Here is a 25,728-nt window from a genome sequence, read left to right as displayed (position 1 = left end):
GTTGGCGGGGACGAAGTCCGGGCCGCCCGGGGTGTAGTCGAGCAAGTGGACGCCGCGGACCACGATGCGCTGAGTTCCGTAGTTGTCGTAGTTGAAGGTGACGTAGTTGGCCGTGCCTGCTGCGCCCGTGGGGTTGATGTCCGTGTGGTTGGTGCCCACGATCCGGATGATCCGGCCGTTGTCCGCAACGATGGTGTCGGCGTCGCGGGCGTGCATGTTGGCCGGGAGCGTGTTGTCGGCCAGGATCCCGCCGGGCAGGCCCGGGGTGCCGGGCACGCCGCTCACCTGGTTGTTCATGGCGATCTGCGTTCCGGCGCCGCCGAACAGCAGGTCCGCGCCGCGGTCGTCGCCGGGCAGGTAGGCCAGAGCCGGGAAGGGCAGGCCATCCGGGCGGAGTTCCGGGGTACCCAGCGAGAAGAAGTCGCTGCTGCCGCCCACGATGTCGTCCTGGCCAAGTCCGCCAAACGCCACGTCGTTGCCGGCATTGCCCTCGATGTAGTCCTCGCCGTCCGTGGCGGCCTCGAAGGAGGCGACGACGGCGAGCACGCCGGTGAAGTCGCACACCACGTTGCCGGGGGCGCCGGTGCAGCCCAGCGGGGTGCGGGAGGCGCCCGCGTGCAGGGTCACCGTGGGGTCGTCCACCAGGCGGGCGAAGGCCTGCTCGATGCCGCCGTCGCCCTGGATGACGTCGTTGCCGAGCTGTCCGAGGATCACGTCGTGGCCCGCGCCGCCGGCCAGGTAGTCGTTTCCGAAGCTGCCGGCCCACTTGCTTCCCTCGTCCGAGGCGAAGTCGTGGAACAGTTCCGTGACGTCGTACTCAGCCCACCAGGGGGCGCCGTCCGGATCGCGGTAGGCGCGCGGTGTGCCGTCCACGAGGAGCAGGCCGCTGTTGTCCTCCGTGACCGTTCCACCGCAGGCGTTGGGCTGGTCACTCCGGCTGTAGAGGAGCGTGCCGCAAAGGGTCTGGAAGTGGTAGCTGAGGAAATCGGTGCGGAGCAGGTAGGCGTTGTCGCCGAGGACGAGGTCGTCGGCTTCGTCGCCGTCGGCCATGTCGTTCCCGGCCCCGCCGATCAGCAGGTCCCGGCCGAGGCCGCCGAAGATGATGTCATCCGTGCCGCGCTGCAGGTTACGGGACTCGACCGCCAGGACGGAGGCGAGCGCCGTCGTCCGGATCTTCTGCAGCCGGGTGTCGGGTTCGTTCGGGTCCGCGACGTCCTGGATCACGGCGCCGTGGTCGCCGAAAACGATGTCGTCGTACGCGCGTTCAGGTGTGGAGCCGACAGTCCCGGTGCCTTCGCCGAAGAGCAGGTCCCGGCCCGCGGTCAGCAGGTCGTCCCGGACCGGTGACGGGTACGGCTGGATGGTGGTGCCGTTGTTGAGGAAGCCGGCCCCGGTGGCGGACGGCAGCGGGCTGCGGTCGACGACGGCGATGTCCAGCGCCCGGGTGAAGACGTTGACGTTGACGCCGGAGTCGCCGTAGATGTGGTCGACGCCGCGCTGGCCGCGGATTTCGTCGTCGCCCGAGCCGCCGGCCAGGTGGTCGCCGGCCTGGCTGCCGATGATCAGGTCGTCGCCGAGTCCGCCGTAGGCTGTGAAGCCGACGGTGGGCAGTTGGGCGGGTGCCAGGTGGGCGAAGAGGCCGGAGGCGTCGATGATGTCGTTGCCGGCGTAGTCGTAGGGGTTGGCCAGGCCCAGCATCCACTCGTCGTCCTCGTTCTCGGCGTCCGGGATGTTGACGAAGGGGTCGAAGGGCTTGGGGCCGAATTCCATGCCGAGGACGTCGTACGGGTGGCCGGAGTACCAGACGCCGTCCTGGCTGGTGTCGCCATAGACCACCAGCGGGGAGCCGGGACCCGCGGTTGCGTCGAGGTCGCAGGGGACGGCCGTGCCGTCGATGACCGGGGCCACGAGCTTGCAGACGGTGATGGTGTCGCCGCCGATCAGGAGGCCGCCGTCGCGGTTCGGGTCGTAGCCGGTCACCGTGAAGACCGGCGCGTCCCAGACCGCCACGCCGGCGGCGTTGAGGTGGACGGTGGGCCGGAGGGCCGCGTTCCAGAACGTCATGGTGGTGGCCGTGAGGGCCTTGATGGTGAAGGGCCCGGCGAGGCCGCTGATGCGCACCTGCATGCCCACCGTGAAGCCGTCGGCGAGGAAGGAGCCGCCGTCGGTTCGGACGAGGTAGTCAGTGTGCAGCTGCATGGTGCCGCTGGCGGTCAGGGCCACGGGCTTGGCCGCGTGCACGTCCGTGGGGACGACCGCCGGCGGGCCGCTGTAGACGGGCCCGGAGAGGTACATGACCGAGCCTTCGCCGCAGTGCGGGAAAGGGTCGGCGAAGGGGCAGGCGGCGTTGCCGAAGCCCAGGATGAGCCGGGTGAAGGACTCCCCCGCCAGCTGGATGTGCTGCGGGCCGTGGCCGTACGGGTCCAGGGCGAAGTAGCCGCTGCCCGGCAGGAAGTCGGTGAGTGCCCACGGCAGCCCGTCCAGGCGGGTGAGGACCAGGCCCGTCCCCGTCGGTGCACCAACACCTGCGCCGGCGCCGGGGGCGGAGCGTTCCATGTCGAAGGCGTTCCGGATGAAGGAGTTGCCGCCGCCGTGGACGGTGGTCAGGCCGCCGTGCGGTCCGGGAACGAACACGGTGCGACTGCCGCTCAGGGCGGGCAGCGGGTCTCCGCGGCCCAGGGTGAGCACCAGGTCCGTCACCGCGGTGAGCCGCCAGGCTCCCGGGACGCCTTGAATCATCACCAGCTGCCCGGCGACGAAGCCGTCGGCGATCCAGCTGCCGCCCGCCCGGGTGACCGTTCCGCCGTCGTTGGCTGCGTTCGGAACGGTGGTGACGGCGCCGGTGACGCTGACCGGCACGTCCGCGGCCACCAGCGTGCGCAGGGCCGTGGAGGCCACGGCCGCCGGGCCGGTGAGCTGCAGCAGGTACATCACCGTGTTGTCGGTGGTGTCCGTCGGGTCGTCGTCGCCGAAGCCGAGCACCTTCCACGTTCCGGCGAGGCCGCTGATGGTCACCGGCTGGCCAGCCAGGAAGCCCTGGGCCTTCCAGTCGAACGGGGCGGGCCGGCTGACCCGGTGGGTGGAGCCGTATTCGCCCACGGACGGGGCCAGGACCACGGTGCCGGTGAGCTTCACGGCGTCGTCCGGCTGCAGGGTGCCCTGGATGTCCAGGTGGTCGTTGCCGGTGCCGAGCATCAGGTTGAAGATCTCGATGGTGGACTTGGCGCCGTTGGTGGCGAACTGGCCGTCCACGAACTGGACGGTGCCGTAGCTGATGCCGCCCGGGAACACCTGCGGTTCGCCGAAGGTCTGGCCCTCGGCCCCGCCGTAGGCTGCCCCGAAGTCGAGGTCCTTGGCCATGCTGAAGCCGCGCAGCGAGGTGCTGTTCATGGCCCCACGCCCGTTCGCCTGCGAGGAATCGTTGTAGATGTTCAGGATGTCGATCTGCTTGGATTCCGGCGCCTGGGCGGCGATCGCGAACAGCGGACGGTCCCGTTCGCCCGGAAGCTTCAGGCCCAACTGGAGGGAGCGGTCGGCACCGGTGACGCCGCCCTCCACGGCGAGCGGTCCGCGCAGCCGGGACACCAGGTGCTGGCCGGCCGGGAAGATCTTCACGCCCTGCCGCTGGAGCGGTTGTTCGTAGGCGACGTCCGCCCGGAGTTCGATGAACTGTTCCTGGAACCAGTTGGCGGCGGTGAAGTCCACGACGGCGGCAATCCGTACCACCGTGAAGGCGCCGGCGCCGAAGCCGGCCAAGGAGTCGCCGCTGAGGGCGAAGTTGCGCAGTTCCAGCTTCTCGTCGTGCCCGGCGTTGTCCCCGCGGATGACGGCGATCTTGGCCCGGATGCAGGTGCCGGCCTGGCAGATCTGCACCCATTGGCCTTCGCTGAAGCCGTCGGCGAGCCAGCTGCCACCCGTCGGTCCAACAACCGGCCGGACCAGCCGCCAGGCGCCGCCTACGAATTCGGTGGTGGCAGTGCCGTCCCACGCGCCGGAGCGCGTGATCCGGTTGATGCTGATGCCGGCGCCGCCCGCGCAGGCCGGGGCGGCGGACAGGACCATGGACTTGCCGTTGGCGCTGACGGACAGCACTGTGAAGATGGTCGCGCCGCAGCTGGAGATGGTGATCCGCTGGCCCGCGGCGAAGCCTTCGTCGAGGAAGCTGCCGAGGTCGCTGCCGTTGGCCCGGCTGATGGTGGCCCCGGCGATGGCCAAGGCGCCCTGGAAGGCGCGGGCCGGGATGTCCCCGCCCACCACCGCGTAGTCCGCCGGGGTAACGGCCACGCCGCCCACGGAGACCACGTCCACCAGGCCGTCCGGGATCAGGGCGATCCGGACGGTCCCGCCGGCACCGCCGGCGGGGGTCCTGGTGAGCCGGATGGTGTACCCGTCGGTGCCGCCGGGGATGGTGCAGGCGGTGTTGCCGCACTTGACCACCACGGTGTCCGTCCCGGTGGGGAGGCTGACCACATTGGGGGTTTCGTCGTCGTACACCAGCACGTCGGTGCGCTGCAGGCCGCTTCGCAGGTTCGGGAACGGGTAGGCGGCCGCCGCGGCAGGCGCGGTGAGCAAGGTGTCCAGTTCGTAGTTGACGACGGCGGTCAGCGGGTCGCCGGGGTCGCTGTTGGTGCGGGCCTTGACCACGATCCGCAGCGGGGTGCTCCAGTTGGTGGCATCGAAACTGACTGAGTAGTAGGTGCCGCCGTGTCCGTCGGAGAAGGCGAGCCAGCGGCCGGCCGGGACCAGGCTGAAGTCGAGCTGGATGAGGCGCTGGCTGTCCGCGTCCATCCAGACCTTCACCCAGATGGTGTGGCCCGGGGCGGGTGCCTTGGCGAGGCTGAGCAGGAGGTCGTCGGTGCGCTGCGTCAGGGCGCTGCCTTCGATGACCACGGTGCGGCCGTCCGTGGCGGTTCCGCCGGGTTCGACCTCGGTGACGTACACGCCCGGGGTGTCGTTGTCGTAGACCAGGGCGTTGACCTGGCGGACCGCGGCCCGGTGGAAGCGGGGATCCTGGCTGATCACGCTGTGCTGCAGGACCACGGTGCGGTCGCCTTCGGCCCGGGGATCGTCCACGGCCCAGAGGTAGACGCGTTGCGGCGTGTTCCAGGTGCCCGGCGTGAAGGTCAGGGTCAGTGCCCGGCCGGCCTCGTCCACCACCGCGCCGTTGACCACGTAGTGCCGCTGGAACTCGGAGAGCTCGTCGCACTGTGCGTCCACCGTTCCCACGCACAGCCACACGGTGTCGCCCAGGCCGTTGGGCAGCGGGGCCGGGTTGGTGAGGCTGCCGTCAGCTTCCTGCGATGGCGCGAAGGCGGCGGAGACGGTCACGTACACGTTCGACGTCGGGACCACCGCGAGTTCCACCGTGTAGTAGGCGTAGCTCTTGATGGCGGCGGTGCCGGCGGCTCCTTCGCGGACCCGGGTGCCGCCGGTGCCCTCCCGGATCACCACGATGCCGCGGTCCTGGGTGGCCAGGTTGTAGGGCACGCCGTCGGCGGTGAGGCCGTCGTAGCCGGGGTCGGTGGGCGAGGTGACGATGTGGTCCACGGCGCCGCTGAGGCCCTCGAGTTCGCGGGTCACGATGTCCGCGGTGACGTCGCCGGTCACGCTGATCATGTCCGAGCCGAGGCCGCCGATCACCCGGTACGCCACACCATAGGCGGTGGACTGGACGAAGAACTGGTCGTCGCCTTCCAGCCCGTCCACTTCCACCACTTCGATGGTGGTGTACTTGACGTTCAGGCCGGCCCCGAAGATGCCCTTGTCCGTGATGGCGAAGTCGTCCGCGAACTCGGTGCCCAGGACCACCAGCTTGTCGAAGCCGGTGCCGCCGTCCACGTTGACGGGGGCGTTGACGTTGTACTGGACCTCGTCCTCGCCGCCGCCGGCCCGGATGTCCAGGGGCCGGGAGGTGGAGAAGCCCAGGCCGATCACGGGAACCGCCACGCCGTTCAGGTCCAGCGGGATGGTGTCGTCTTCCCACTTGGTGTTGTCCAGGTCGGCGTTGCTGCCCGCGAGGTGGTTGAAGGTGGTGTGGGCGTCGGCGTTGTTGCAGACGCCGTCACCGTTGCGGTCGTAGCGGGTGTAGCCGGCGTTGATGACGCAGGAACCGAACGCAGCGGTGGTGGGGAACGTGCCGCCGGCGGGCACGAAGGACACGTCGCTCAGGCCGCAGCCGGCGATGCTGTCCGCGTCGGTGTCGCAGACCGCGGCCACCGCGAAGGCCCGCACGATGAAGATGTCGTTGTTGTCGTCGCCGTTGAGCTGGATCTCGGCCTGGTTGGAGTACACGGTGAACTGGTCGTTGCCGGTGCCGCCGGTGGCCAGCAGCGGGGCGTGCGCCCCAGGGCTGAGCCAGCCGCGGGTAGTGGGGACCAGCGCCGGGAAGGTGTCGGCCGGGAGGAGGGCGCCGCCGTCGGGAGCGTTTTGGCCGCCGCGCTGGGTGCCGAAGATCTGCCCGATCTGGAACACGTCGTTGCCGGCGCCGCCGTCCAAGGTGATGGTGGCGGAGGTGTCGTCCACGTAGAAGGCGTCGTTGCCGCCCTCGCCGAAGACTGTGATGCGGCCGTTGAGCGCGGTGTCGTAGTTGATCCGCTGGACCAGGGCGCTGGGTTCATTGCCGGCGGTCCGGTCGCGGTAGGAGCCGATGCCGCCGTCCGCAGCGAGGCTGCCGGCCAAGAGGGCGATGAAGGCCGGGTGGTCCGCCGTTTCCGTCGGGCTGAGGCAAGTGCTCGGGACGCCCGTGCCGAGGTCGAAGGGGCTCTCGTTGTCGATGCACTTCAGGGCCCGCAGCAGGAAGATGTCGTCCGTGGCGGCGTTCCGGGTGGTGCCGGGCAGGTAGCCGTTATAGGCGGCGGCGGTGTTGTTGTAGCCGTGGATGGCGAGTTCGTCCACGCCTGCGTTCGGGGCGCCGGTGTCCAGGACGTTGATGACGTAGTTGCGGATGTTGCCGTGGCTGCCGTTGGTGTAGACGGTGTAGTGGTCGCTTTCGCCCTGTCCGTCCAGGGTGAGGGTGTGCCCTGCGCCGTTGCCTGCCAGGCCAGGATTGGCGAGGCCGGTGGGGCTGGTGAGCACGTTCATGGACTGCAGGTACCAGACCGTGATGCGGTCCTCGCCGTCCGCGGAGTTCGAGGCGGTGGTGGCGTTGCCGTGGATGGTGGTCTTGGAGCCCAGGAAGATGTAGCCGGGATCGCCCTGTTGTTCCTTGTTCAGGGCCGGGTTGGTGGTCTGGGCCAGGTCGAGTCCGGAGGGGTCGCCGAGCTGGATGAGGTCGACGTCGGAGCCGCCCCAGACGTGCACCTGGCGGCTGGGCACGGGGTTGCTGGTGCTCGGAGCGCAGGTGCCGATCGGCTCGCCAGTGGCGTCGCCCGGGGTGACGGTGCAGTCCGCGATGATCCGGCCACGCAGGATCATGCTGCTGCCGTGCTCGGGGTCCGGGACGGCCAGGGTGCCGCCGGTGTCCGCGTTGCCGAAGTCGCCGCGGATGTCGATTCCAAGGTCGGCGAGGATTTGGCTGTTCTGGTGGAGGGTCACGTCGTCGCCGACGCGGAGCTCCACGCTGCCGGTTTCGGCGAAGACGGTACCGGCCGGGATGCTGCGCAGGTGGTCGGCGTCGTTGCCCGGCACCGTGGTGTTGTCCTCGGCGAAGTTGGCGCTGCCGTCGCGGATCAGGAACAGGTCCTCATCGAGTCCGGCGGTTTCGCGGACGGTGATGCGGATGTTGCCGGTGACGGCGTGGGCCAGGACCAGGCGCAGGTAGGCGTCGGTTTCCGTCAGGTAGATGCCGGTGCCGGCTTCCAGGGCGACGTCGTCCGCGACGGCGGCGAGGCCGGCGTCGGAAGTTCCACCAGGGTTGTTGGCGCAGTTGGCGTTGCTGCAGGCGAACGGCGAGCCGCGGAGCGAATCGATGTCCACGTCCTTGGCGGCGGTGCCAATCGAGCCGCCGTGGGCGTCGATGTCGATCGTCTGGCCCAGTACGTCGGCCGCGGCGTCCCCGGCGCCGTTGGCGGCGCCGTCGATGATGGATCCGGCCCGGCTGCGCAGTGACACGTTGCCGGTGCTGAGGCTGTCATCGCCGGCGGTTTCCACGATGCCGATCCGCAGGTCCCCGGACACCTGGTCGAGGTAGATGCCCAGGGTCTTGTCGTCGTCGGCCGCGAGGTCATGGGCGTTCAGCAGGCCCTTGGCCACGGACGGGAAGCCGCCCACGGCGTCCACCTGGATCTCCAGGAAGTTGTCCGGCAGGCCGATGCCGCCGGTGCCGGAGACGCTGCCGGCCTCGCCCAGGCCGTTGTCGCCCGCGGTGAGGGTGATGTTGCGGCCGGTGACGTCGACGCCGTTGTGGTTGCCGCTGATGTCGAGGTCGTAGGCGTCCACCAGGGTGCCGTCGTCGTCAGTGTCCAGCACGCCGCTGTCGAGTTCAGCGTCGAGGATGCGGGCCGGCGAGTCGAGCCGGACGTCGGCCGGGATCGGGGTGGCGCACAGCGCGGCGGGGCCGGTGCAGAGGCCGGTGGCGTGGATGTGGCCGACGCGCAGGTCGCCCTTGCCGCTTTGCTCGATGACCCAAATGTTGCCGTTGTTCAGCACGTCGGTCTTGCCGGAGCCGTCGGTCACGCCGTGCGTGGCGCCGGTGTCGTCGTCGCTCCACTGGGCGTCGACGTCGGTGAAGGCCTTGATGGTCATGGCCGTGGCGGCGGACGGGTGGAAGACGGCGATGTTGTGGCCGGCGCGGAGGTCGCTGAAGGTGTAGTTCGCGTTGATCGGCGTGAGGTCGGAGCCGAAGGCGACAGCGACGACGGCGCCGCCCACCACCACGGGGGTGTCCGTGCCGCCGGTGCAGGCTGCGCCGTCGGGCCGGAAGTAGCAGGTGGTGGGGACCGTTTCGAGGACGCTGCCCGAGCCGTACGGTGCCGGCTTGTTGTCCGGGGTGTAAATGTCCACGTTGACGTCGCCGATGCCGGGGCCGTTGATGCCTTCGCCGCTGTCGCGCAGGATCACGACGGCGTCGTGCCCGGCCTTGATGGGGCCGATCACGGGGTTGATGGCGGCCGGGTTGGCGGTGAGGGAATCACGCCGGAGCACGGTGAGGTCCAGGTAGAGGTCCTGGCCCGCTTCGGCGTCCAGGCCTACGGGCTTGAGGACCGCGGGGACGCCGGGCTCGCCGGTGTGGAAGATCTGGAGGAGGACCAGGATGAGCGGGTTCGGAACAGTTCCGAGGGAGCCGGATTCCGAGTCCAGGGTGATGGTGTTGCTGTAGAACGTCTCCGTGCCGGCGTCGTTGCCGCGCAGGATGGAGCCGCGCTGGTTGCTGAGGCGGGTGCTGCCGATGTGGTTGCGGATGTCGCCGTCGACGGTGAGGTCGAAGCCGGTGGTGGCCGTGGGCCGGAGGCTTTCGATCACCACGCCGGTGGCCGGGAAGATGTGGTGCACGTGCCAGAACCATTGCGTGGCCGGGGGCGCGTGGGGGCCGTTGTCCACGGAGACGCTGATGACCGCTTCCGGTGTGCTGGTCAGGTGGGAATTGAGCGTGTTGATGGAGACGCTCTGCGGGTCCGTGGTGCCCTTGAGGACGATGTTCTTGTCCGAGCTGTTGCGGATCAGCACCGAGTTCCAGGTTTCCTGCATGTAGAAGATGCCCAGGCTGCCGTGGATGAGGCCGTTGCAGTCGGCGTCGCATTCGCCTCCGGCGTTGTTGGCTTCGAAGAGGGCCGCGGGCAGTTCGTCGTAGAGGATCGGGTCGATCCAGATGGTGGGGCCGGAGACGGTGTCGCCGATGTTCAGGGCCGGGCCGAACTGGGTGGAGCGGACGGTCACGTTGTAGGTCTTGGCGATGATCTTGCCGCTGGCGTCCACGATCAGCACCGGGTTGGGTTCGCCCAGCAGGTACACCGTGGATTCCCACAGGATGTCGCGCTTGGGCTGGTAGCTGATGTCGCCGTCGGCGCTGCCGAAGTCGAAGAGCCCGCCGGAACGGTGTGCGTGGTAGTACAGGCGGTCGAAGTACTGCAGGGCGGCCACGTGCAGTTCGGCCGTGCGGATCACGGATTCGTCGAGGCCCTGGACCGCGGAACTGCCGGTGAAGGAGACGTAGGCGCGGGCGTCGGTGTCGCCGCCGCCGCAGCCGCAGTTGGCGTTCGCGTCGGCCTGCAGGTTCAGGTGTTCGTGGGCGGCGCGGATGTAGACGGATTCGCCTTCGATGTAGGAGCCGGTGTCCAGCTTGGTGAGGACGCTGTCCGTGACGCTGACGTAGGCGCCGGCGTCGGAGTCCGCGCCGAGGGCGTAGGCGTCGGCGTCGGAGCGGGCGACGCCGCGGGCCTCAAGCGCCCGGCCGTCGATGCTGCCGTCGGTGAAGTCGATGGCGAAGGCCGTGCCGACGCCGGCGGAGACCTGGACCTGGGCGCCGCGCAGCTTCGCGGTTCCGCCAAGGCTCGTGGCCACCTCGGCGGTGTAGTCGTGCCCGATCTGCGCGCCCTGGCCGCTGTCGTCGTTCGCGTCCGCGTTGGTGCCCAGGCCGCCGGAGCCGGAGGAGGCCCGTGCGTTGGCGTTGAAGCCGGCGGCGGCGTCGATCAGCAGCGAGCGGTTGGCGTAGAGCGTGCCGGCCACCTCGGTCTTCACGGAGTACCCGAGTTCGAGGTCGACGTCGGTGTCCGCTCCGGAGATCAGCCCGCCGGTGCGGTTGACGGCCTCGCCGTTGGCGGTGGTGATGCCGAGGGCGGTGGCCTGCAGGTCCGTGGAGGCGAAGATGTTGGCCGTGCTGCCGATCAAGACCCGCACGGTGTTGACGGCGTCGGCGAAGGCGTTGGAGGCGCCGAAGCCGAGGAACCCGCCCCCCTTGCCCACGGAGCTGACGGCGACGTTGATGTACGAAGTGCCGTCGATCAGGACGGCGTTGCCGCGCAGCGTGCCGGCCTGGACGTCCACCGTGAGGGAGGGCTTGGAGGTGACCTCGGAGAAGACGTCGCTGAAGCGGAAGAGCCCGCCGCCGATGCCCGTGGAGGTTGCGCTCGCCACGCCGTTGGTGGAGCCGGCGGGGTCGGCCAGGAGTGCGCCGGGGCCGCCGACGCCGATCATCACGTGCGGGGTGCCGCTCAGGGCGCCGGCGCCGAGGTCGATGTAGAGCTGCTGGGTGCCGGTGCCGCCGCTGACCGCGGCGATGCCTTCGTTGACCAGCCGGTGGGTGCCGAGCTTGCTGGTGTCCAAGCCGGTCATCAGTGTTCCGGCGGCGTTGCGCAGCTGGAAATCGGTGCCGTTGACGACGTCGATGAAGTACATGTTGCCTTCGACGAGCCCGATCGATTCGTAGCCGACCCGGCGCAGCGAGTGGTTGGCGCGCAGCCCTGCCGGGCTGGTGTTCGGCACCAGGGCGATGATCTGCATGACCTCGGTGCAGGGGTGGAGGTCGACGCCGGCGCCCGGGTCGGCGTCGTACTGTCCGATTCCGGCGTGGCAGGCCGAATCGGCGAGCCGGATCATGTGGTTGCCGGCGGCGAACATGCTGCCGAGGCCATCCAGGTCCTCGAGGACGATCCAGACGTGCTGGCCGTTGAACAGGCCGCCGATGGCCGGGCCGTCGGTCACGGTGTAGACGTACTCGGCGTTGTCGATGGCGCCATGGGACGGGGCGTAGATGGTGTTCCAGGAGCTGTCGTGGTCGATGCCGTTGTTGTCGTTGTCCTGGAGCTGCCCGCTGCCGTCGGTGTTGACGTCCACCAGGCTGGACTTGAAGTCGATGGTGGCCGGTGCGTGGTAGACCACGGCGCGGCCGTCCAGTCCGGTGGTGTCGGCCACCTGGAAGGTTGCGCCGTCCGGCATGGCCGTGCTCGGGTTGAAGGTCACCACGTTGCTGCCGGCGGTGCCGAGCGGGGTGGTGGAGAGCCGGATGTCGAACTCGTCCACGGCGAAGACGTAGTAGGAGCTGCCGCAGGCGAGGCCGGCCACCGGGAGGGTGCCGAGGGCGCCGCCACCGTTGCAGTTGTAGACCACCCGGTCGCCGGTGCGGAAGTTGTGGCCGGCGGCGAAGTGCAGGGTGCCCGTCTGGGCGTTGACGACGCCGGCTGCGTTGAATTCGACGCCGAGCCGGAGGGTGTTGTTGTCCACCTTGATGACGCCGTAGGTGCGCCCGTCGCCGAGGCCCGGGATCGCGTTGGGGTTGGGGACGGTGCCTTCGGCGACGCCCGGCACCGAGGAGGCGGGGGCGCTGTAGGTGACGGTGGTTCCGGTGCCGATGCCGTGCGGCAGGGTGAAGCAGATGGTGTCCGCGCCGTTGCAGTTGATGCCGGCCACTGTGCCGTCGGACAGCGGGGACTGCGCCGCACCGTGCAGTGCCGTGATGGAAAGCAGCCCGCCTGCCTGGACGAAGCCGCCGGTGACGATCGCGGAGACTTTGGGGCTGGCGAAGGACGTGGCGGTGAAGCCGGCCTGGATGTCGATCACGCCGCCGGAGGCAGCGTAGGCGTAGGAGTCGGCGTCGGTGAGGGACTGGGCCAGGACGGTGACGCCCTGCGTCGCGGTGACCTTGCCGCCGCCCAGCTGGGCGCGGACTTCGGGTTCGGTGCGGGCCTCGGCGGAGGAGGCCGAGACGGCCACGAGTCCGATACTCAGGCTGTCCACGCTGGCGTTGCTGGCGTCGTCGCCGATCGCCTTGACCTCGATGGTGAGGGCTCCGGCGTCACCCACGGTACCGACGGCGGGATCAACGTGGGTGGTTCCGACGTCGCCGTTAAGTTCGGCCTTGGTGACGGCCTTGTCCGTGGCATTGGGGAACATGACGCCGATGCTGACGGCGCCGATGCCCTTGCCGCCGGCCACCGCCGTGGCCCGGTTGACCGCGTGGGCATAGACGAGGAGCTTTTGGGTGAGGCCGCTGATCTTCGCGGCGCCGCCGATGATCGCGTAGCTGACGGTGGCGGTGGTGATGTTCGCCGGGGCCGAGGCTCCGGTGACGCCGACGATGCCGGTGGCCAGGACCTTCGCGGTGGAGTTGGCCGTGTTGGTGGCGTCGGCTTCCACCGTCATGTTGCGCCCGGCGGTGACCTGGCCGTCCCATTGGGCTCCGGTGGGTGCCGAGATATCCGCGACGGGGGCACTGACGGCCACGCCGCCCAGCAGGCCGCCTGTGATGACGTTGGAGTAGGCGGTGGCGGAGTTGACGCTGGTGGCCTTGATGCTGAGGTCGGCACCGGCCGCGGCGATGCTGCCCGCCCCGGTGGCGCGGGTTCCGGCGTCGATCTTTGAATCCGCCGCGCCGATCGCCAGGCTCACCAGCGCGACGGCGGCCGTCTTCACCCGTGCCTCGCTGCTGTTGTGCGCGTCGGCCAGGACGTCCAGCCTGCCGGCCGCGGTGACGGCGCCGTCCAGGGTGGCGCGGACCTCGTTGGCCACGCGGGCCACAGCCACCATGGCCTTGAGGTCGACGAGCCCGCCGCTGGTGGAGTCCACGATGCCCTTGGCGTAGTTGCCCTCGCCTTGGGTGCGGGCCTTGACGGTGATGGTTCCCGTGGAGCCCAGGCTGGCGGTGCCGTCAACGATCGCGCGGATCCAGGCGTCCGAGGTGATCCTGGAGCTGGCCCAGGCCCCGCTCAGGCCGATCAGGGAACCCGAGACCAGGACCGTTTCGGTGTCGGCCTTGTTGGCGGCCGTGGCCACGACGTCGATCGAGGAGGCGCCCGTCACGGTGCCGGTAGCCTTGGCCAAGGTGTGCCCGGACAGTTCCGCGAAGGACACCGTGATGCCGATGGTGACGCCGCCGATCGAGACGCCCGGGGAGCGGACGGTGGCGGTATTGCCGGCGGTGGCCGTGGATTCGACCGCACCGCTGGTGGTGGCGCTGCCGCCCACGATGGACTCAAGGTGCCGGGCCGAGTCGGCGCGGACCACGGTGAGGCCGATCGCCACCCCGCCCACGGTGACGTTGAGGGTGGTGGCCTGGACCGTGCGGGTGCCGGTGGCGGTGGCGGCGACCCCGCCCGAGCCCACGGCGCCGCTCGGCGAGGCCGAGGCCTTGGCCGTCCCTGCCAGGCTGACGAGGGTGACCACGCCGCCAATGGCCCCGGCCCCGCCGGCGACACTGACGCCCAGTCCGTAGACGTTGATATTGTCCACGGTGCTGGACGTGAAGCTGGCCACGGTTCCGGTGCCGCCGACGGCGACCGTTCCGGTTTCGGCGGTGTTGTCGCCGGAGACGTTGACGACGGACACGGACACGCCCGCGCCGACCGCCCCGATGGCCAGGCCGATCGAGTAGTTCTCGAGGTGCCGGTCCGCGGTGGATCCGACCGCGACGCCGCCGCCGGCCTGCAGGATCTGCGCGCCGCCGTCGATGTGGGCCCGCTGGGCGCCGCGATCGTTGATGACCACCACCTGTCCGGCGATCCCGACGGCGCCCACGGCGCCGGAGAAGCCGAAGCCCACCGAGTCCTCGTCCATGCCGGCCTGGACGGACACCTCGCCGCTGCCGCCGGAGCCCGCGGTGATCTGCGCGGTGGAGCCGATGCCGGCGTCGGTGTTGCTCTTGATGTTCAGGACCAGGACGGAGATGCCGACGCCGACCGCCCCCACAGCGCCGGCGCCGGCGACGCCGAGGATCCGCAACTGGTCCTTGGCCCAGGCGCGTACGTGGCCGCCGGCCAGGACGATCGCGTTGATGGTGGCGGTGGTGCCGCCCGTAGGAACGGTGCCGAGCGCGTCGTTGCCGATGTTGCTGGCTGGCGCCGCCGCGGAGATCCGGCCCGAGGCGACGCCCAGCTGATCGGCGAGCCGCTGGTTGGTCTTGGTCTCCGAGCCGGAGACGAGCCGCCATTTGGCGCCCGCGGTTCCCGGCGCGAGGGCCACGCCGCTGGCGATGTCCTCGGTGGCCGACCAGGTCTGGCCGTTGTAGCTGGCGAGGGCGCCTTCATCCCAGGCCTGGGCGCTGGTCCACGCGGCGGCCGCGCCGGCAGTGGTGCCGGTGAGGGTGTTGTCCTTGTAGCCGCCGCTGCCGCCCTGGGCCGCCGAGCCGCCCTGCTGGATGCTGTTGAGCGAACCGCCTTCGTCCCAGTTGCCGGAGTCCAGGCCGGGGCGGGTGGCGCTGTGCACGCCGTCCGCGGTCGCAGTGTAGTACTTGCCGTCAACCGTGTCGCGGACTTCGTCGCCCTTGTTGTAGTACTCCGCCGCGGACCAGTCGCCGCGCCCGAAGGCGCTGGATTCGCCCAGCCACTTGGCCGGGTTGTTCCTGGGTGAGGCCCCGCCCAGCACGCCGTCTTCCTTGGCGGAGTAGCGCTTGCCGTCGCCGGTGTCGGTGACGACGTCGCCGCGCCGGTAGCTGGTGCCGGCGTTCCAGTTGCCGCGGTAGTCGCCGCCCGGCGCTGCGTGGTACCCGCCTGTGGCGGTCGTGCCCACAGTCCAGACCGACACGGCCGCAGCGACGCCGACGAATCCGCCCGAGACGCTGACGGCGAAGGTGCTGACGTCCTTGGCGGAGACCGCGTAGACCTGTACGTTCCCGGCGGCGTGGACGGTGGCGCCGGCGCCCAGAGTGGCCTGAACAGAATTGTTGGCCACGCCGACATCCACACCGCCGGAAACACCTACGAAACCGCCTGCGATACCGCCGGCGATTGTCAGCGACTTGAACCGGTCCGTCGCCGAGACATTGACGCCCTGGGCCGGGCTGGCCCCGGCCTGGCCGTTGACCGTGCTGTTGCCCCCAATGAATGCCTTCACCAGCACGGTCAGCAGGGCCACGGACACGCCGCCGGCCACGCCCACGAAGCCGCCACCCACCGCGGCGACCAGGCCGAAGATGTCCTCCACCGAGTCGGCCCGGACGATCACGCCCGAGAAGGACTGGCGGCCGAAGTCCGCTGCGGTCCCGGAGCCGCTGAGCCCGGAGCCGTTGGACACTCCGCCGATCGCGCTGCCGAGGGCCAGTGCGTCCACCACGCCGCCGGCGCCCAGGTAGGCCTGCACTTTCTTGTCCAGGACGGCGACGCCGACGGCGGCACCGACGCCCACATAGCCGCCGGCCGCGGCGATGGTGAGCAGGAGCAGGCGGGTGTCGTCCTTCGCGGACACCAGCACGTTGTTGTCGGCCTTCAGGGTGGCCCCGGTGCCGAGGCATTCGAAGGCGAGGGTGCCCGTGGGGGTGCCGGTGCAGGCGAAGGTGTTCACCTTCAGGACGGTGACGGCGACGGTGCCTGCCACGCCGACCGTGCCGCCGCCGGCGCCTGCGGCCACGGAGACCACGGCGTCCTTGGCGTTGGCGGTGACAGCAATATTGTTGCGGGCGTTGACGATGCTGCCGGTGCCGATGTAGGCGTACGTGTCGATGCTGACCACCCGGACATCGACGGGAACGGCCACGCCGGCAGTGCCGCCGATGCCCACCGCGGCGGCGATGCCCAGCTGGTAGTACTGGTTGGCCGCGGAGACCTGGACGGACTGCCCGGTGTTGGCACCGGCAACGTTGGAGGCGCACGTCGCACCGCAGTTGATGCGGGCGTTGGAGCCGATGTGCGCCGAGGTGCGTATGGTGTTGACGGCCACGGCGCCGGCGAGGGAGACGCCCGCCGTGCCGCCGATGCCCACCGCCACGCCGAAGGCGCCGATGTTGTCGGAGTTGTTGGCGGTGACGGCGATGCCGCGGAAGTCCGGGGTGCTGCCGGCCTGGATGACGCGCGGTCCCATGGCGCTGGCGTCGCCGCCCGGGGCCGTGCCGGACTTGGTGATGCTGTGCGCCTTGCCCGTCGTGCCGCTGAGGGACAGCGCCACCGGGGTGCCGCCGTCGGTGCTCTTCTTGTTCAGCAGCTGGAAGGTGTTCCCGCCCAGGCTCTTGTAGAAGTACGTGCCGCCGTCCACCAGCCCGCCGATCACCGCGCCGCCGCCGGAGCTGTAGACCACGGCGTCGTCGTTCGCCGCGCCCACGGAGTACGGCGTGGTGATCTGGTTGCCGGACACCGCCGTCTGCGGGTTGAAGCGCAGGGTGTTGTCTTCCTGGACGTTGGCTTCGTCGGTGGCGAAGAAACGCTGATTTTCGGTGCTGCCCTGGCTCTGCAGGTCCACGGCCGTGCCGCCCTGCGTGGCGGAGACCTGGAAGGTGTTGGCCGTGGCGTTGACGATGTAGTAGACGCCGCGGTGGGTCAGGCCGGTGATGCCGCAGCCGCCGGTGTCGCAGCCGCGGTCGTACTGGACCTGCTGGCCGTTCTGGAAGCCGTGGTTGGCCAGGGTGATGGTGTCGCTGCCGGTGTTGACGTCGGCCGGGGCGAAGCGCAGGTCCTTGGTGGTGACGCTGTAGCTGCCGGTGGCCACGGTGACGGTGCCGGCGCCCTTGGCGGAGACCTTGGCGTAGTTGCCGATCCAGGCGTGGGTTTCCTTGGTGGTGACCGGCACGGACACTGCGGCGCCGACGCCGGCGCTGCCGCCCACTGCGATGTTGCCGCCGATCACGTTCAGGGTGAGGGATTCGTCGGCGTTGACCCGGACGCTGCCGTCCATGGCGACGACGGCGGCGTCGGAGGTGGAGGTGCCGTCGGCGATGAAGGCCTTCGTGGTGATGGACAGGACGGACACGGCGGCGTTGACGTTGACGGCGGCGGAGCCGGCGAAGCTGCCGCCCACGGAGATGGAGGTGATCTTCTCCGCGGACTGGGCGTCCACGGTGAGGTTGCCGGTGCCGGTGACGGAGGTGTCCTTGGCGATCCAGGCCTGGGTGTCCTTGGTGATGACCTCGACGTCCACGCCGGCGCCCACACCGGCCGAGCCGCCCACGGTGAGCACGCCCGCGAGCGCAAGGACCGCGGTCGTGTCCTTGGCCAGCACCGTGGTGTGCGTCCCGGCGGAGGAGGCCCCGGCGTCGAGGTGGGCCTTGGTGGTGTCGCTGCTGACGTTGACCACCACGGAGCCGGCCACGCCGGCGGAGTTGCCGCCCGCACCGCCGACGGCCAGGAATTTGAAATCGCCGGACTGGATGGCGCTGACCGTGAGTCCGGCGCCGCCGGCTTCGATGTCCGCGCCGGCGCCGACGTACGCGTCCACCACGCTGCTGCGGACGATCACGACGGCGGAGGCACCGACGCCGGCCGAGCCGCCGCCGATTGCCAGGTTGCCTGCGGAGAACGGCCCGCTGGCGGTCCGGCTCGCCAGGACCTTGACGGTCCCGAGCGCGTGGACCTCGGCGCCGCCTTCAATGGAGGCGACGACGGCGGGGCTGCTGCCGCCCTGGTTGAACACGAACACCAGCACGGCGCCCGTGACGGCCGCGCTGCTTCCGCTCACGCCGCCGGCCACGGAGAGTTCAAACCAGTCCTCGCCGCCCTTGGCCTCGACCGTGACGCTGCCGCCCGCGCGGACAGCGGAGCTGGCGCCGATCCTGGCCCGGACGTTGGAGTTGATGACGTCCACGATCACTGTCAGGCCCACGGCGGCAGAGCTGGCGCTGAAGGACAGGGCCCCTGCGACGTTCACGATCTGCAGGCTGTCCTCGGCGGTGATGGACACGGACTGGCCCGCCCCGCCCACGGCGCCATCCTGGTTCATCTGGGCACCGTTGCCGAGGTAGGCCTGGGTGTCGAAGGACATGATGTCAATGATGAAGGAGCCACTCACTGCCGCACCGCTGCTGCTGGCGCCCGCACCGACCGCGACGTTCGTGACCGAGGGCAGGGTGATCTTGCCCTGCAGCGGGGTTTCGGGTTCGAGCGGCACCAGGGTGGCTTTCGCGCTGATGCTCAGGGCACCGTCGGCGTCCACGGAGGTGACCTGCCCGGCGGTGGTGCCGGAGTCGATGAAGGCTTTGGTGGCCACCTCGAGGTAGTTGACCGCGACGGCCCCGCCCACTGCGGTTCCGCTACCTGTGGAGAAGCCCCCGGAGAGCGCGATGAGCTGCAGGCCCATGGCTTCGGTGGCCCGGACGGTCACGCCGCCCGCCGCGGAGTCCAGCTGTGCGCCCTTGCCGACGGACGCCGTCGTGGTGATGAGGAGGATCTGCACGCCCGCCGAGGCGGCCACGCCGGCGCTGTTCTTGCCGCCGCCGGCGGCGATGCCCCAGACGATGAAGTCGTTGCGCTGGCCGGCCGGCGTGATTGCTTCGACGGTGATTCCGGCGTTGCCACTGACCACGGCACCGGCGCCGATGGTGGCGATGCTGGTGAGGTCCTGGACGTTCAGGCCGATCGCGGCGCCCACGCCCGTGTCGTTCTGCAGGTCGATGGCCGAACCCATGGCCCGGGCGTTGGCGTCCACGTGGCTGAGGGCGCGGACGGTGACGGCGCCGGCCGTGGCGGTGACGGTGCGGTTGGCGGTGATCCGTGCGGTGTTGACCATCACCACCCAGTTGACGGCGATGGCGCCGGCCACCCCTGTTCCGCCGCCGCTGCTGCCGGATTCGCTGCTGGCCTTGCCGTTGGCGTTGGTGGCGCCGTTGCTGCCGTTGGTGCCGCCGCTGGAGCTCGGCAGGGTCCCGGTGCCTTGGTCCTTGGTGTTCGGGTTGTCGCCGTTGACCTGGCTGTTGGCGTTCTGGTCGCCGCTCTTGGGATCGCTTTCGCTGCCGCCCTTGGCGCTGGCCACGGCCTTCGCTTCGCTCTTGATTTCGCTGGAGGCCACCACGTCCACGGAGGCGCCGGTGACGTGCCGGGCGATGTCCGCCGTCGTCTGCCAGCCCACCGCCACGTTGATGGAGATGTCGATCCCGACGGCGGTGTCCTTGCCGGCCGCTTCGGCGTTGCCTTCCGTGCGGATCCGGTTGAGGTGGGTGGCGGTGACCTTGACGGCGCCGGAGCTGGTCAGGGCGGAGCCGGTGCCGAGGCGGGCGATAACGTGGTCGTCCTTGCTGATGAGCAGGGCCACCACCGGGGTGACCGCGGTGCCGCCGGCCGTCCCGCCCTCCGCCGTGGTGACCATCTCGCGGAAGCCGAAGGCGTCCACGGTCACGGAGGATCCGCCGGTGAGGGTGGCGCCGTTTTCGGCTTCCGCCCGGACGGTGGACGGCACCAGGACCTGGAGGGCGACGGAGGCGCCGACGCCCGTGGCACTGCCCACCTCGGCCTTGCCGCTGGCCTTGGCGTCGTCGTATTCGTTGCTGAGCGCGGAGATCACGACGGCGGAGCCGCCGAGCGTTGCCGAGGCGCCTGCCTGCAGCACGGCCTCGGTGGCGTTGGTGACGATGTTCAGCGCCAGGGCCCCGGCGACGCCGACGCTCGTGGCCTTGCTGGCACCGGCGCGGGCGGTGGCGGAAACCTCGTGCTCCCAGAGCCGGAAGAGCTGGTCGGTGGCGGGGCTGGCCGGGAAGTGGTCGCCGTCGGTCAGTGTCACGGACTGGGCCACCCACTGCTGGGAGCCGTTGCGCTTGTAGAAGCCGGGGGCGTTGCCGCCGTCCTGGGCGGTGAGCTGGAACCAGTCGTTCTGTTCGATCTCGTTCTTGGGAAGTTCTTCCTTCTGCCCGAAGGTGTCTGCCGTGACGAAGTCCCACTCGCTGCCGTCGTACTTGTAGACGCTGTTGCGCGGGTGGCCGTCGTGGGCGGTGGTGAGGAGGAAGTAGTCGCCGCTGGAGGGTGAACCGGGGAACGCCGCGCCGCTGGTGATGGTGACGTCCTGGTCCAGGGTCCAGTCGCTGCCATTGAACTTGTAGATGCCGTCGTTGCCGCCGGTGCCGCCGTTGGTCTTGACGTAGGCGAGGTCGTCCTTGGACGGGCCGGGAAGTTCGGCGCCGCTTTCCACGGCCTTCCATTCGCTGCCGGTCCAGCGCCGCACCACGTCATTGCTGTCGCCGCCGGTCAGGGCCGCAGTGAGGACCAGGCCTGTACCGGTGATGGTGGCGGTGCCCGTGACGGCCCGGTTGATGATGTCCACCTTGTTCACGGCCACGCCGGCGCCGATGCCAACGCTGGCGTCCGCGGCGCTGTCGCCCTTGGCGTTCGCCAGGACGTCCGTGTTGGCCAGGCTCTTGAGGGTGACGATCCCGCCGGAGCTGATGGTGATTCCGTTGGCGAACCAGGCCCTTGAGGTGGTTTCCACGACGTTGATGGCGATGGCTCCGGCGATCGAAACGGAGCTTCCGCCGTCGTCGTTGCTGGCGGCCTTCGGGGTGGAGCTGGTGCTGGAGGTCTTGCCGGTCTCGGCGGACTGGGTGTTCTTGGCCTGGCTGAGGTTGTCGTCGGCTTTCTTGTTGACGTTCTTGCCGCCTCCGCTGCTGCCTTCACTGGGCGAGGCGCCCTTCGCGGAAGCTTCGGCAGTGGACTTGGTGTCGGAGGTTCCGGTGGCCTTGAAGCTGACGGCGCCGCCGGCCGTGATGCTGCGGGCACTGCCTGAATCGACGTCGTTGTCGATGATGGCCAGTGCGAGGGAGACGCCGATGCCGGCGGTGCTGCCTACCTTGGTGTCGCCCTTGGCGGTGGTGGTGGCCTTGACGGTCTGGGTGGCCTGGGCGTCCACGGCGCCGCTGGCGGTGAGGGCCGTGGCGCTGGCGCCGAGCGAGGCGCTGCTGAGGATGTTGGCGATGGTGATCGCGATTGCCGGGGTGATGCTGACTGTTCCGCCCGCTGATCCGCTTTCGGCACTGGTGGTCAGGGTGTGCGCGGTGGTTCCTGCGATGGTGACGTTTCCGGCTCCGGTCAGCGGGGGTCCGCGGGTCGGGTCTCCCACTTGGTCGATTCCCGAGTACACCGTGTCGTTGATGAGGTTCAGTGCGAAGGCCGCGCCGATCCCCACGGTTCCGCTGCCGGACTGGCTCGCCTTGGCCTTGGCGTTCGAGGTGGAGTTCGAGTTGGCGCTCATCGCCACTGCACCGCCGCCCACGATCGCCACGCCCGGTGCTGCCGGTGCCTGCGGGGCGGGGGTCGGATCGGCATGGACGGTGGCGAGCGTGTCCTGGTCGATGATGTTCAGCGCGAAGGCGCCGGCGATGCCCAGGTTGCCGCTGCTGCCGGAGGCCCCGGCCTTGGCGTCCGCCTCGAAGGTGTGCACCGTATCCGTCCCGCCGGCCAGCGGCCGCATGCCCGCGGTGAGGTTCAGGCCGCCCGCCGTGACCGCGGTCCCGACGCCGATGCCTGCCTCGTTCCGCAGGATCACCTTGTTGATGGCGAGGCCTGCGCCGATGGTCACCGAGCTGCCGTTGCTGGCCGAGCCGTCAGCCACCGCCTTGGCGTCGGTGTTGTTCAGCGCCTTGAACGTGACGGCCCCGGCGGCGACGACCACGATGGCAGGCTGGCCGGCCGCAGCGGCGGCGAGCGCCGTCGTCGTCGAGGTCACCAGGTTCAGGGCAATCGCGGCGGCGACCGTCACGGTGGTCCCGTCTTCGTTCTTGGCGGCCGGGGTACTGGTTCCGTTGGCGTTGGTGGAGGTGGACTTGGAGTCGGCGAAGCCGAGCTGGGCGTCGGACTTTTCCTTGCTGTCCTTGTTGGAGGAGTCCTTGCCGCCTGCGCTCTGGCCGCCCTCGGCGCCGGCTGCGCTGGCGGTTGCCGTGGTGGACGTGGTGGAGGTGCCGACAGCTTCCATGCTGATCAGGCCGCCGGAGGTGGTGTTCCGGTTGAGCGAGGAGTCCACGAGGTGCTCTGCGGAGGTAAGGGCGAAGGAGATCGCGGCACCGAGGGTGGCTCCGGCACCGGCGGTGGTGGCGCCGAGGGCCTTGGTGTCCACGGTGGCGGTCTGGTCGGCCTTGCCGGTGATGTTGCCGGTAGTGGTGAGGGCGCTGCCCCGCCGGACGGAAGCGCTGGTGGAAACGTTCGAGATGGTGATGCCGACGACGCCGGTGAGGACGGCCGCGCTGCCGCCGGCCGCGCCGCCGCTCGCCTCCGTGGTGGTGGCGTCCGTGGTGGTGGCGTTCATCGTGAGCTTCTTGGCGGCGGTGAGGATGCCGTTGACGGCCAGGCCCGCCGCCACGACGTTGTTGATGATGTTGATGGCGACGGAGGCGCCGATGCCCACCGAGCCGCCGCCGTCCTGCTTCGCTTTGGCCTTGGCCTTGTTTTCGTGGTTTGCCTTGGCCGTCTGGGCGAGGTCCGAGCCGTTGAGGTTGGCACCGGCGCCGCGGACGTTGGCCAGGGTGGTGGCGGTGATGATGTTCAGGGCCAGGGATCCGGCGACTCCCACGCTGGCGTCCCCGCCGGCGCCCGAGGTGGAATCCGCCGAGAAGGTGTTCTTGCCGGCGGCCGGTCCGAAGGCTTCGAGGACCACGCCGCCCGCGTTGAGGATGGCACCGCCGGCCAGGTAGGCCTCGGTCAGCAGGGTGACGACGTTGATGCCGACCGCCACGCCGACGCCCAGTCCGCTGCCGGAGGTGGTGCTGCCGTCCGCGGTGGCCGTGGCGCCGTTGCTGGAGCCGGCGTGGATCCGCTGCACCCCGGTGGTGGTGACCCGCGAGCCGGAGATGAATGCGGCGGTGCTGCTGTGCAGGACGTTCACGGAGAGTGCGCCGGTGATGCCGATGCTGCCGTCGGCGGTGTTGGCCTGGCCGTTGCCGCGGTCGGCCGAGTTGGGGTCCTTGTCGTTCTGCGTGGAGCCTTCGACGCCGGCCTTCGTGGTGGCGTTGTTGGCGCCTTCCGAGTCCGCGGTGATGTCGAGCTTGGCGGCCGTGGTCGGGGTGGTGCTGGTGGAGGCGATGAAGGCGGTGGTGGTCTGGTCCAGGTTCGCGACGGCGATGCCGGCACCGGAGTTGGCGTCGCTCGCGTCGCCGGTGGCCGTGAGCGCCGCGTGGTTGATGGCGGCGAGGGCGAGGTCTCCGACCACCTCGAGGTGCGCGCTACCGGTCACCTTGGTGATGGTCTTGGCCGTCACGGTCAAGATGGCGACGGCGGCGTCGAAGGTGCTGGTACCGGAGGAGTCGGCTTCCCCCTCGTCCTTGCCGGCCGAACCCGGGGTGGCTCCGGCGTCGACGGTTGAGGTGGACGTCATGGTGACATTCGAACCGGCGGTGACCACGGCGCTTCCGCCTACGGTCACCCCGGCGTCGGAGGAGATGATGGCGAGGTCGCCGTAGTCCTTGGTCAGCGTGACAGGGCCCACCGTGGAGCTGGCCGACATGACTACGGCCCCGGTTGCTGCCAGGTGCGCGTTGCCGGTGACGTTCACCGCGGCCTTGGAATCGACGTTGATGGCGTAGGCGGCGAAGTGGCTCGCGTCAGGGACGATGCTCGAGGTGGCGGTGAGGTTGAGGTTGTTGGCGCTGATGTTGCCGCCGTTGATGGTGACCGCAGCGTCGGTGCAGTGCGTCGCCAGGGCCACGAGGCAGCCGAGGACGGGTCCGCCCGTCACGGAGTCGGCCGCTTCGAGGGTGACATCGCCGGTGGTGGTGATCTCGGCGTCGTCGGCTACCTCGATGAGCTCCATCTGGATCAGCAACCATGCGGCCATCAGGGCGATGGTGCCGGAGATGATGATCTTGTCCTTGCCGGCGCCGCCCTTGATGGTCAGAGAGGTGGTGGGGGCGGCGAACGCCACGGTCTCGAAGGTGGCGCCGCTGAGCTCCAGCAAACCGCCGCCGTTGAGGGTGAGGGTGGCATCGTCGTCGCCGCCGGTCAGTTCGTAGACCGCGTTGCTGGCGTCGCCCGAGGCGATGGGCTCGATGTTCAGGTAGTTGATCACCGTGGCGTCCAGCCACAGGGTGCCCGAGTGCGGGTCGGCCGCGACGGAGCGGCTGCTGGCGGTGGCGCCCGCCGTGACCAGGGTGTCGAAGCCGGCCGCACCGTCGAAGGTCACGGTGATGGCCGGGTTGTTGATTCCCCGGTCGACGGTGAAGGTGTCATCACCCGCGGTCCCGGTGACGCTGATGGCGTCGATGCCGGCGAGGCTGCGTGTCTCGCCCGCGAAGGTGGCCGTGCCGTCCGCGTTGAAGACCAGGGCGGCCGAGGTACCGGCCATGGCCAGGACCCAGGTGGAGGGCGCTGCTGCCGGGACCGGATCGGTGGTTGCCGGACCGCTGCTTGCAGGATCCGAGGCCGGAGCCTGTTCCGAAGGCGCTTCCGGCCCCGAAGGGGACTCTGCCGTCACGGAGGCTCCGGCCGCGGAAGCCGGTGCGGGGGTGGGTCCGGTGGGTGCACCGGATTCGGCGGCCGGAGCTGCTTCGCTTCCCGTAGCGGGTTCCGTTGCGGGAGCCGGGTTCTCCACGGGTGCGGGCGCGGCTTCAGGTGCCGGCGCGGCCGCCGGTTCAGCGGCCGGTGCGGGTTCGACGGCGGCCGCCGGTTCAGCGGCCGGTGCGGGCTCCGCTGCCGGGTACATCCGCTCGGGGTTGTTGAAGCGCCGCTCCCCCGGGCTGAGGGTCCGGGTCATCAGATCGGCCCCGCCCTCGACGTCGGTAAACCCGGCGATGTGGCCGTACTCGTGCGCGAGGACGGTCAGCAGGTCCATGGTTCCCGGAGCCGGTACACCCGTGGTGGCGGACCAGCCCCAGCCGGCCGCCGTCGGGTCAACTGCGATGCTGTTTCCGAAGGTGATGGCGAGTGCGTCGCCGGGCAGGTCCTGCAGGAAGACAGTGGCCCCGCCGACATTCCAGCCCGGCCACTGGGCCGCCGCGGAACCCTGCAGTGCGGCGAGGTCCGCGGCCGAGATCGTGACGCCGGACTGGGCGCCGGCGGTGTACGCGGCGTCCTGGTGCTCGCCCTCGAACAACACGAATCCTTGAAGTCCCGGGGCACGTGAACCAGCGGCCGCGGAAGCGGCCAAGGCCGGCACGGCCGAGGGAAGGTTGAAGGCAACCACCATGCAAAGCGCCACTGCAGCGGACACTATCCGCCGCAGGGCCGACCCCAGCACAGTCCAAGTCAT

At 70.1% G+C, this 25,728-nt stretch carries 1 protein-coding gene (running past one end of the window); it reads right to left on the bottom strand.

All coding sequences use genetic code 11. The features are described from left to right. A protein-coding gene (locus DWV11_RS17125; RefSeq protein ID WP_136017938.1) for a Calx-beta domain-containing protein crosses the window boundary here: on the bottom strand, window positions 1-25,728 show its 5' portion. Its footprint begins 3,438 nt before the window's first position; the window shows 25,728 of its 29,166 coding nt (coding positions 1-25,728); its start codon is at window positions 25,726-25,728; its stop codon lies off the left edge, out of view.

It is taken from the genome of Arthrobacter silvisoli, from assembly GCF_003369445.1.
Lineage (GTDB): Bacteria > Actinomycetota > Actinomycetes > Actinomycetales > Micrococcaceae > Arthrobacter > Arthrobacter silvisoli.
Note: the sequence above shows the minus strand (reverse complement) of the source record. Positions and strands in the feature narration are given on the sequence as shown.